The organism is Streptomyces sp. CBMA156 (assembly GCF_014596515.1).
GTDB lineage: Bacteria > Actinomycetota > Actinomycetes > Streptomycetales > Streptomycetaceae > Kitasatospora.
On record NZ_MSJQ01000440.1, the window covers coordinates 1 to 10682 of the forward strand.

Below are 10682 nucleotides of genomic sequence, written 5' to 3' on the forward strand. Positions count from 1 at the left end.
ACGGTGCCCGCGGGCACCCTGCCGCTGCCCCGCGACCTCGACGACTTCACCGCCCGCGGCGCGGCGCTCGCCCGCATCGGGGCCCTCGCCGAGGCCACCGGCGCCGCCTGCCCACCGCTGGCGCTGGTGACCGGTCAGCCGGGCCTGGGCAAGACCGCGTTCGCCACCCGCGCCGCCCACGTCCTGGCCCCGCACTACCCGGACGGCCGGCTCGCCCTCGACCTGCGAGGCATGGACGAACAGCCGCTCGCGCCCCGCGACGCACTGGCCCGCCTCCTGCGCGCGGTGGGGGTGGCCGACAGTGCCGTCCCCCACGGCACCCAGGACCGCTCGGGCCTCTTCCGCTCGATCGCCGCCGAACGACGGCTGCTCCTGCTCCTGGACAACGCCGCCGCCGAGGAGCAGATCCGCCCCCTGCTGCCCGGCGGCGGCGCCTCACTGACCATCGTCACCAGCCGGCACGCCCTCACCGGGCTGGAGGCGGCACAGCGGATCGACCTGGCCCTGCTGGATGCCGGGGAGTCGGCCGAACTGCTGGCCCGCATCATCGGGCCGGCACGCGTCGAGCGGGAGCGGCAGGCGGCCGACGACCTCGCGCGGCTGTGCGGGTACCTGCCGTTGGCGGTGCGGATCTGCGGGCAGCGCCTGGCCGCCCGGACGCAGGAGCACCTGGGCAAGCTCGTCGCCGAACTCACCGGCGAGGAGCGCCGCCTGGACGCCCTCCAGGCCGGAAGCCTGCGCGTTCGCGCCGCGTTCGCGCTGTCCTACCGGCAGCTCACCCCGCCCGCCCGGACCCTGCTGCGGCGCGGCGCGCTCGCGGCCGGGGCCGACTTCAGTCCCGAGAGCGCGGCGCTGCTGTCCGGTGTCGGTGTGCGCGAGGCACGGCTGTGTGCGCGGGAGTTGGCCGACCACGGGTTGCTGGAACCCCATCCGGTGCTCGAACGCTACCGTTTCCACGACCTGCTGCGGCTGTTCGCCGCCGAGCAGGCCGATACCGACGACGGGGCCGGGGTCCTGGAAGCCGCTCTCGACCGCACCGCCCGCTGGATGCTCGCCCGGGCGCGGGGGGCCGCTCTGCACTTCCACGCGGAGCAGGACCGGGTGTCCGCGGGGGATCCCGCTACCGGTCCCGATCCGGATCCCGCCACCGCGCCCGTCGGCCGGCAGCAGGCGCATGCCTGGCTGGAGGGCGAGCGGTCGCAGTGGCTGTGGGCGTTCCGGCGGGCGCTCGCCGCGGGGTGGCACCGGGAGGTCGTCGACACGGCGCAGGCGATGCACTGGTTCTCCGACCGGACCGAGCACTGGGAGCAGTGGGTGGAGGTGTTCCGGTGCTCCGCCGATGCCGCCCGCGCGCTGGGGAGCCGGCGGGAGGAAGCCGTCCACCTCAACTTCCTCGCCTGGGCCTACAACCGGTGCGTCCACGACCACCGCCGGGCTCTGGAGGCCGCCACCGCCGCGCTCGCCATCGCCCACCGGTGCGGCGACCGGCTCCAGGTGGGGTGGGCGCTGGGCTACGGCGCCAGTGCGCTGAAGCACCTGGGCCGGGTCGAGGAGGCGCTGGCCTGGCTCACCGACTGCGCCGCGTGTCACCGAGCGAACCCCGCCCCCGAGGGGCGGATCGCCGAACTGACCGCCCTCAACACTCTGGGGGCGCACCTGCGTGATCTCGGCCGGGTCGAGGAGGCGCTGACGATCCACCGGCACGGCGAGGTCATCTACCGTGAGCGGCTTGCCGGGTGCTCGCCGGACCTGGTCGCCGTGTTGCGGGCAGTCACCCTCCAGCATCTGGGCAACGACCTGGCAGCGCTGGGGCGTTGGGGCGAGGCGGAGCCGTTGCTGGGCGAGTCCCTCGCCGCGTTCGAGGGCGCCGGCATGCTCGCCTGGAGCGAACCCGTGCGCCTCGACCTCGGGATCACCCTGCGGTGCCTGGGCCGGCATGACGAGGCCCGCGCGCAGCTGCTGGCCGCGGAGCGCTCCCTCACCGAACTCAACAACCCGCGGCGCCGCGACGCCACCGCCGAGCTCCGTACGCTCGACGACGCTCGTACCGGCCGCCCCGGCGGCCCCAGTGGCCCGCGGGCATCGCTCCTGCCCGCCCGCGACCACCGCTGAGCCAGGCCCCGGCCCCCGGGCGCCGGCGGCGATGCCGGTGGTGACGATCGGCCCGGCCCCGGGCCGGCCGGCCCGGGGTGGTCATCAGCCCGCCGGGCAGGTGTCGAGCATCCGGTCGATCGCGGCCTTCTCCGGCTCGGTGACCGCCGGCTTGGGTAGCCCCTCACGTCCGTCCAGGCCTTGGCGTAGCCGCACCGGGCCGACTGGGACGGCGGCTTCCACTGGTCCGGGGCCTGATCGCCCTCGGACCGGTGGGAGACGGCGGTGTGGGTTCCGGGTTTCGGTGTCCAACGGCATCGCCGTGACCTTCGAGGCTTCGGCGTTCCGCGCTCGGGTCCTCCGAACGTGTTCCTGAGAGCGGTGTCCAAATCCTCGCCAGCCAAGACTTTATGACGTCGCCAGCCCTGAGCAGGGCCGGCGACCGGGCTCCCGGAGCGCAGTGAGCGCGCGCCTGGCTATCTCGTCGGACGTGCCGACGGCGTCGACCGTGACGAGGAGATCCTGCCTGGCGTAGTGCCGGGTGATGGGCTCCAGCATCGCTTCGTGGGACCTGAACCGACTGCGGACGCTGCTCTCGTCGTCCCCGCGTTGGTAGAGATCACCGCCGCAGACGTTGCAGACATCATCGATGAGGAGATGGTCCACCGATGGCTCGAAGACGTGGGTCTGGTCGTCGCGGCAGAGGCGACGGCCCGCCAGGTGACGGACGTGGCGCTCCACCTCTTCCTCGGGAAGACGCAGGTGCAGCACGCTGTCGAGGGGCTTACCGAGCTCGCGGAGTGACTCGTCCAGAGCGAGCGCCTGGGCCGCGCTGAGCGGGTGTCCGACGAGAAGGAAATCCGCATGGGCCAACCGGTGCAGGCGGTCGCGGAGGACCGCGGTGATGATCTCGTCGGGGAACAGCGTGCCGGAGTTGATGATCTCGGCGGCTCGAACCCCCAGCTCGGTGCTCTGGGAGAGATGAGCGCGTATGAGATCGCCGAGGTGAATCTGCGGCACTGCCAGGGCCTTGGCCAGCGCAGCGGCCGGGGCTTCCCGCCTGAACACCGGTGGTTGGAAGAGAACGACACGCATCAGCCCATCACTCCTTGGCTCGGCTCTGATCTCAGTGGGCGTTTCGTTCGTGCGTGGGCTGATCTGGATCGGGTGAACCCCGTTCCCGTGCCGGTGGGCGCGATCAGTCGTCGTGGTGCTCTGCCCGCTCCTTCCTGTGGCGGGGGAGTCGGTGGGACCCGACCGGTCGTCCGCCGGCGAGGTGCTCGGTGACGATGCGGCTCGCGACACCCGGGTCGATCCTCCCGTACCAGACGTCGTCCGGCTGCACGACGGCAACGGGGGCCTGGTTGCAGGGGAACAGGCACCCCGTCTGGGTGACGAGCACGTCGTCGTCGCCGAGGCGTTGTGCGGTCAGTTCGCTGACCAGGGCGCGCAGTCCCTCCTCCGCTCCCCTGGCCGCGCACCGCGGGCCGCGGCAGACCAGGACCTGGTGCCGGTGGCCGGGGACCTCCTCCCAGGCCGCGGAGGTGAGACCGGGCTCCGTGCCGGTGACGGCCTTCGTCACCGCGGCGACCGGGGCGACGGCGTCCGGCGAGTCGGCGAGGCGGGTCGCGACGAGGATGTCGGGGCGGTGGCCCGCGCGCTCGCGCCACCAGTGCGCGGCGATCCGCCGCAGCCAGGACTGGGCCGGGCCGGAGGCCGCGAGGCGCACGCCGATCACGACCACGGTCTCGACACCCGTGTCGGCCAGCCTGGTCAGCTCGGTGGAGAGCGAGGGGTCCGCCTGCTGCAGGAACGCGATCGAGGCCCGGTGCGACGCCGCTGCCCGGAGGAGTACGTCACGGCGGACGGCCTCCCCGATCGACATTCCGACCAGAAGCGTGGCACTACGGCCAGTGGGGGCGTCCGGGACGGGGGAGGTCATCGGGTAGTCCTTTCGGGGAGCAGTCCGTTCCACCGGATGTGCGGCCTGTCGTGAAGGGGGTGCCGTTCCACGGTGACGTCGACGCCGTAGACCTGCGCGACCATGGGCGCGGTGAGCATGTCGGAGCCGGGCCCGTGGGCGACCAGTCGGCCGTCGAGCAGGACGGCGACCTCGTCGCAGTAGGCGGCGGCGAGTTCGAGGTCGTGCAGCGCGGCCACCGTGGTGATGCCGAGTTCGCGCACGGTGGCCAGGAAGCCGAGCTGGTGGCGCAGGTCGAGGTGGTTGGTGGGCTCGTCGAGCAGGAGCACGTCCGGCTCCTGCGCCAGTGCCCGCGCGAGCTGGACCCGCTGCCGCTCGCCGCCCGACAGCGTCGGCCAGGACCGGTCGAGCAGGTGCCCGACGTCGGCCGCGGCGACGGCCCCGGCGATCACGGACCGCTCGTGGGCGCCGGCGGCGGAGTCCGCCGGCACGGGCCAGCGGCCGCGGTGCGGCGTGCGTCCGAGCTCGATGACCTGACGGACCGGCAGTGACAGCCGGGTGTCCGCCTGCTGCTCCATGAAGGCCACCCGTCGTGCCCGTCGGCGGGCCGTGAGCGCGTGGAGGTCCTCCCCGTCGAGGAGGACGCGCCCCGCGCTCGGCCGGGTCAGTCCGGCGACCGCGCGCAGCAGGGTGGTCTTCCCGGCGCCGTTGGGCCCGAGCAGTCCCGTGATCCGGCCGGGGCCGAACGTGAGGGAGACGCCGTCCAGGAGGGTGGCTCCGCCGATGCGCACGCGGAGGTCCTCCGTGCGCAGTTCGACGGGCGGCGTCGCCGTCTCCCTCCCTTCCCGTCGGTCCGTCACTGTCCCCTCCCGTCGGTCCGTCCCTGGCGCCAGAGCAGCCAGGCGAAGAAGGGCGCTCCGAGCCCGGCCGTGATGACGCCGACGGGGATCTCCCGGTCGGGGAGGACCGAGCGCGCCAGGATGTCGCTGCCCACCAGGAGGGACGCGCCCGCCAGGGCCGACACGGGCAGGAGGAGGGCGTGGCGCGGGCCGCAGAGGAGACGGACCACGTGCGGAACGACCAGGCCGAGGAACCCGATGACGCCGGTGTTGGCGACCAGGCACGCGGTCACCAGGGCGGCGGTGGCGATGAGGAGCCAGCGGGTGCGGTCGACGTGGACGCCGAGGGAGCGTGCGGCGGTCTCGCCGAAGGCGAAGGCGTCCAGGTCGCGGGCCGAGGAGGCCAGGACCGTGACGCCGGCCAGCGCGACCGCGATCAGGAAGACGGCGGTGGGCCACCGCACGCCGGCGACCGAGCCCAACGTCCACTCCATGACGCCGCGTGCCGCGTCGCGGTCCCCGAGGACCATGACGACGAACGAGGTGTAGGCCCCGCACATCTGCCCCACCGCGATGCCGGCGAGCACGGTCCTGGTGGTCGGTAGCGACCGGGTGCGCGCGCCGGCCAGTGCCAAGACGACGACGGCGGCGAGCAGGGCTCCGGCGAAGGCCGCCGTCGCCACCGCGCCGGTGGCCACGGCGCCGGACACGCCGACGCCGAGGACGATCACGGTGACCGCGCCGGCGGCGGCCCCGTCCGAGATCCCGAGGAGGAAGGGATCGGCCAGGTCGTTGCCGGTCAGCGTCTGCAGCACCGCGCCGCAGACCGCGAGGCCGGCGCCGGTGGCGGCCGCTCCCAGGACCCGGGGCAGGCGCAGCTGCCAGACGATCTGGTCGTCCAGCAGCGTGACGTGCGGGTCGCCCAGGCCGAGGCGGCGCGCCACGACGTCGATCACCGTCCCGACCGGCTCGTGGTGCGAGCCCACGGCCAGGCCGAGGAGCACGGTGGTCAGCAGCAGGGCCGCACCGATGGCCAGCGCCGCCGCCGCACGGCCCCGACCGGAGGGCCGAGCGACGGCGCGGGGCACGGAGGTCATGAACCCGGCTGCAGCCGGCCCAGCCCCGCGGACACTCGGGCGGCTCCGTCGGCGAGCAGCACGCCGGGCGTCGACTCCGAGAACGGAACGACCACGAAGGCCTTGCGCTGCACGGCGTGGAGCTTGCTCAGCACCGGGTCGTTCTCCAGGTACTCGATCTTGGACTGTGCCGTGTCCCAGCCGGCGTCCGCGACCACGATGACGTCCGGGTCCGCGGCGACGACCTTCTCCCAGCTCACGTTCTGCCAGGTGCCGGGCAGGTCCGCGAAGACGTTGCGGGCGCCCACGGCGTCGAGAACGAGCTGGGGCCCGCCGTGGCCGGCGCCGACGAACGGCGCCTTGGTGTCCGAGTCGTACCAGAGGACCTTCAGGTCCTTGCCCGCGGCCTCCGCCTTGAACCGGGCCAGCTGCTGCTCCTGCTGCTGCTGGATCGCGGCGGCTCGGTCCGTGACGCCGAAGACCTGGGCGACGTCGTTCAGTTCACCCCACACGGCTTGCCAGGTCGGCGGCGCCGCCTTGCTCTTGTCCGAGCAGCCGAACGGGGACAGGTACGACGGGATGCCCTGGCCGAGCAGTTCCTCCCGGGTGCCCGCGACCTTGTCGGTGAACGCGCTGGAGTAGGAGGCGTACAGGAAGTCGGGGCGGGCCGAGAGGAGTTGCTCCTTCGTCGGGTACTTCTTGGAGAGCACCGGGACGGAGTCGTAGGCCTCCTTCCACTTCTCCGGGACGGAATCGTCGAGGTAGGCGGTCCCGGCCATGCGGGTCTGCAGGCCGAGGGCCAGCGCCACCTCGGTGGCGCCCTCGTTGAGCGTCACCAGCCGGGCGGGCGGCGTGCCGACCGTCACGGTGGTCCCGCAGTTGTCCACGCTGACCGGCCCGGTGCTCCCGGTCGCCCCGCCGGACGCGTCGGGCGCGGGGGCGCTCGTGCAGGCGCCGAGCACGCTGATGAACAGGAAGGTCGCGATCGCCCGGCCGGCACGTACCGGACCTGTGGGACGTATCGGATGTATCGGACGTGTGGAACGCATGGATCCGAACGAATCGGGCAGCCCGCTGGGCACGTGTTCTCCAAAACCCTCGTGGAACATGTCGCGCCGTGGCCGGTCTCCTGGCTTCCGCATCGACGCGCCGCGGCCGGCCTTCCCGGGCGGCTCTTCCAGCCCGCCCAGTGGCCCTGACCGCTGGGCAAGCCGGTCAGCGAGGGCCGCGGAACTCCGCGGCAACAGTGGCGAGGGCCGCACCGGAATCAGACCGGTTTCCCGAACACCACGGCGATGGCAAGGTATCAGGCATGGTCAGGCGTGTTCCGACCGGGAGGTTGGTGGTGTCGGCCACATTCGTTGTGCCGGCCGCTACGGGCTCGTCGGCGGAGGCCGTGATCGCGCTGTCGAGCGCCGCGCGTGGGGGCCCTGCCGGCCCTGGCACGCTTGGAGGCGGCGGAGACCGCGAGCAGTCGGCGTGGGGCAGGTCGTCGGCGAAGGCGTGGCGCCCGTCGGCGGGGCTCAGACGTCGGCGCCGACGTGCCAGGTGGGTTCGAGGGGCAGCAGGTGGCCGGTGAGGGCGCGGACGTCGGTGGGGACGGAGGCGCGGGGGAGGAGTGAGGGGAGGTGGTCGGTGGTGTAGGCGTGGTGGGCGGCGGGGGTGGTCCAGAGGGTGGTGACGAGGTAGCGGTCGGGCGCGAGGCGGGTGACGGTGCCGCCGAGCATGCCGTGGGCGGCGGCCATGCCCGGGGCCCAGACCTCGCGCTGGACGTGGAGGAAGTGGTCGGCGCGGCCCGGGTGGAGGCGGCAGTCGGCGGCGCGCAGGACGGTGGCGCGGGTGAGGGCGTCGGGCAGGGCAGGGGCCGAGCCGGGCATGGTGAGGACGACCGGGCCGGTGGCGACCTCGATCGCCTCGTAGTCGTCCTGTTGGGCGGCGTGGGCGGCGGCCCGGTCGTGGCGTTCGCGCAGGAAGCGCGCGTACGCGGGCTCGTCGCTCCACAGGGCGAGCAGGAGGGCCCGGTCGGCGCCGGGTGCCCAGCCGCCGGTCTGGCCGACCAGGCCCGGCTGGTCGGAGATCGCCGACCAGCGGCGCTGGCCGGCGGCGAACGCCTCGCGTGCTCCGGGTCGTACCCGGCAGTCGATCCACTTGCCCCACATGCGGGCCATCATGCTGCGGGGAGGCGGCGGGGCGTCAATCGGTCACCGGTCGGAGGAGGGGTCGGGCGGATGGCGTAGGCCGTACGGAGAGCACGGCAGAGCACGGCAGAGCACGGGAGAGTGAGTGAGGGCGCGTCAGAGGGTGACGACCGGGGGCAGGCGGTCCAGGATGCGCTCCATGCCGCTGGTCCAGTTGGCCTCCAGCGCGGTGACGGCCTGGTCGATGTCGCCGTCCAGCAGGCACTGGGCGATCCGTTCGTGCTCCTCGGCGGCGCGCTCCAGGATCTCGTGGTCGCCGACCACCACCCGCTCGTAGCGGTGCAGGGTGAGCTTCAGCGACTCGATCATGTCGCGCAGCCGGGTGTTGGCGCAGCCGGAGAGCAGCAGGGCGTGCCAGGCGTCGTCGTAGCGCTCTATCGTGCCGTGCGGGGCCTGGGGGGCGGAGAAGGCGTGTGCCTCGGCGAGCAGCCGGGGGGCGATCTCGGCGAGGTGGGCCGGGTCGGAGGTGCGCAGGGCCAGCGACTCCAGGGCGATCACGATCGCGGTGAGGTCGAGGAACTCCTGTTTGCCGGTGGGGGCGAAGCGGAAGCCCTTGCCGCGTTCGCTGGTGATGATGCCCTCGCGTTCCAGGCTGATCAGGGCCTCGCGCAGGGGCGTTCGGCTGACGCCCAGTTCCTCGGCGAGCTGGACCTCGTTGATCGACTCGCCGGGGGTGAACCGGCCGCGGCCGAGCTGCTCCAGGAGTTCGTCCTTCACCTGCTCGCGCAGCGGACGCCGCTCGATCGCCATCGGGCTTCCTTTCGTTCTCGGTCGGTAGCGTACCGGCCGGGCGACCGGCAGTTGTGCTCGGGCGCCCGGGGCCGGGTACGAGGGGACGGTCAGGCGGTGCCGGCACCGTCCACGGCGATGACGGCGCCGCTGACGAAGGCGGCGGCGTCGCTGGCCAGGAAGGCGACGGTCTGGGCGATGTCCCGGGGCCGGCCGATCCGGCCGAGCGGGCGGTCGGCGGCGTCGGTGTAGAAGGCGTCCGGGTTCTCGCCGAGCTGGCGGGCTTCGTCGGCGAGCATGCCGGTGTCGGTGTCGCCGGGGCAGACGCAGTTGACCCGGATGTTGTCGGGGCCGTGGTCGATGGCCATGGCCCTGGTCATGTTGACCACGGCGCCCTTGGAGGCGCAGTAGGAGACGGCCCGACCGCCGCCCCTGATGCCCCAGCCGGATCCGGTGTTGACGATGCTGCCGCCGCCGTTCGCGGCCATCAGCGGGACGACCAGTCCGCTGAGCAGCATGATCGAGCGGACGTTGACGGCCATCACCAGGTCCCAGTCCTCGTCGCTGATCTCGGTGACGGTGGAACGGCGGATGATGCCCGCGTTGTTGAACAGCACGTCCACGCCGCCGTGTCGCGCGACGGTGCTGCGCACGGCGTGTTCGCAGTCGGCGCGCTGCGAGACGTCGCAGCGGACGAAGGTGCCGCCGATGTCCTTGGCGGCCTGTTCGCCGCGTTCGGTGTCGCGGTCGAGGAGGACGACGGCCGCGCCGAGTTCGGCGAGCAGGCCGGCGGTGGCGCGGCCGATGCCGGAGGCGGCGCCGGTGACGACGGCGCGCTTGCCGTGCAGGTCGATCATGGGGGTAACTCCTCTGCAGGGGTCAGGCGGAGAGGCGGTAGACGGCGCCGGAGCGGCGGCCGGTGATCACCCGGACGTGGCCGGAGAGGGCGTCGTCCAGGTCGGGGTCGCCGGTGTCGAGCAGGAGGGGGCGGCCGGCCAGGGCGGCGAGCTTGGCCTCGGTGGCGAGGACCAGCAGCCGTTCCCGGCCCGTGGCGCGCAGCAGTTCGGGGGTGAGCTGCTGGTTGCCGCGGCCGAGCAGGAAGCCCTGGCCGCCGATGGGGGAGAGGGCGATGAACGGGGTGGTGGGCAGGGCGTGCAGCTGGTCGGCCCGGGCGTCGCGGATCAGCAGGCGGGCGGCGGTGGCGAGGCCGTCGGCGTGGCCGGGGCCCAGGGCGCCCTCGGGGCCGAGCCGCAGCAGGTCGACCCCGGTGAGGCTGGTGCCGGGGGCGCCGAGTGCGGTGGCCACCGCGTAGGTGGTGCTGCCGGGGCCGAGGAGCAGCAGCCCGCCGGGGCCGACCCGTTCGGCGACCTCGGCGGCGATGCCGGCCGGCGTTCCCGGGGCGGGCCCGGAGCTGCCGGTCTTGCGCTGCTGCACCCGGGCGGGCAGGACCGGGACGGTGAGCCGGCCGTACAGCCGGGCGGAGACCCGGCCGGCCCGCAGTGCGGCCTCGTCGCGGTCCACCACCTCGGCGGGTTCCAGGCGCACTCCCCGGCCGGCCGCCCAGGCCGCCGCGACCTCGGCGGCGGCCCTGGGGTGGACGGCGAACACGGCGGAGTGCATCTTGACCCCGGCGGGGATGCCGAGCACCGGCAGCCGGGGTTCGGGGCCGAGCGCGTCCAGCACGTCACGGGCGGTGCCGTCGCCGCCGCAGAAGAGCAGCAGTCCGGCGCCGGCCGCGACCAGGGTGCGCACCGCGGCGCGGGTGTCGGCGGCGGTGGTGTCCGCTCCGGTGGGCCGGTGCACGATCCGGGCGTGCCGGCCGGCCGCC

Annotated in this window: 10 protein-coding genes and 1 riboswitch; of the genes, 1 reads left to right on the top strand and 9 read right to left on the bottom strand. The window is 73.9% G+C overall.

Annotated elements, in window-relative coordinates; genetic code table 11:
• Window positions 1–2112, top strand: a 2112-nt coding sequence (locus tag BU198_RS39730) for a tetratricopeptide repeat protein (RefSeq protein ID WP_188301597.1), incomplete at its 5' end; no start/stop codon positions are given.
• Window positions 2113–2499: 387 nt separating this feature from the next.
• Here BU198_RS39730 and BU198_RS39735 read toward each other — a convergent pair.
• From BU198_RS39735 to BU198_RS39775, 9 genes are all read right to left on the bottom strand, one after another.
• Complete coding sequence (locus BU198_RS39735) at window positions 2500–3186, bottom strand: adenylate kinase family protein (protein WP_188301598.1); 687 nt, start codon at window positions 3184–3186, stop codon at window positions 2500–2502.
• A gap of 103 nt (window positions 3187–3289) precedes the next feature.
• On the bottom strand, window positions 3290–3976 hold the full coding sequence (locus BU198_RS39740) for a (2Fe-2S) ferredoxin domain-containing protein (RefSeq protein WP_223245565.1): 687 nt from the start codon (window positions 3974–3976) through the stop codon (window positions 3290–3292).
• A 53-nt stretch (window positions 3977–4029) separates the two neighbouring features.
• Window positions 4030–4803: an ABC transporter ATP-binding protein gene (locus tag BU198_RS39745; RefSeq protein ID WP_317620514.1), complete on the bottom strand. Its 774-nt coding sequence runs from the start codon at window positions 4801–4803 to the stop codon at window positions 4030–4032.
• Window positions 4804–4868: 65 nt separating this feature from the next.
• Complete coding sequence (locus tag BU198_RS39750) at window positions 4869–5948, bottom strand: FecCD family ABC transporter permease (RefSeq protein WP_188301600.1); 1080 nt, start codon at window positions 5946–5948, stop codon at window positions 4869–4871.
• Window positions 5945–6976, bottom strand: a complete 1032-nt coding sequence (locus tag BU198_RS39755) for an ABC transporter substrate-binding protein (RefSeq protein ID WP_188301601.1) — start codon at window positions 6974–6976, stop codon at window positions 5945–5947. The genes BU198_RS39750 and BU198_RS39755 overlap by 4 nt, the downstream gene beginning before the upstream one ends.
• Before the next feature lie 52 nt (window positions 6977–7028).
• Window positions 7029–7234, bottom strand: a riboswitch (cobalamin riboswitch).
• Window positions 7235–7450: 216 nt separating this feature from the next.
• Entirely contained in the window at window positions 7451–8086 is a 636-nt protein-coding gene (locus BU198_RS39760) for a DUF4937 domain-containing protein (protein WP_188301602.1), read from the bottom strand.
• Window positions 8087–8221: 135 nt separating this feature from the next.
• Complete coding sequence (locus tag BU198_RS39765) at window positions 8222–8875, bottom strand: GntR family transcriptional regulator (protein WP_188301603.1); 654 nt, start codon at window positions 8873–8875, stop codon at window positions 8222–8224.
• Window positions 8876–8964: 89 nt separating this feature from the next.
• Entirely contained in the window at window positions 8965–9711 is a 747-nt protein-coding gene (locus BU198_RS39770) for an SDR family NAD(P)-dependent oxidoreductase (RefSeq protein ID WP_188301604.1), read from the bottom strand.
• A 22-nt stretch (window positions 9712–9733) separates the two neighbouring features.
• Window positions 9734–10682: ATP-NAD kinase family protein (locus BU198_RS39775; RefSeq protein WP_188301605.1), on the bottom strand; the 949-nt coding region annotated here is incomplete at its 5' end.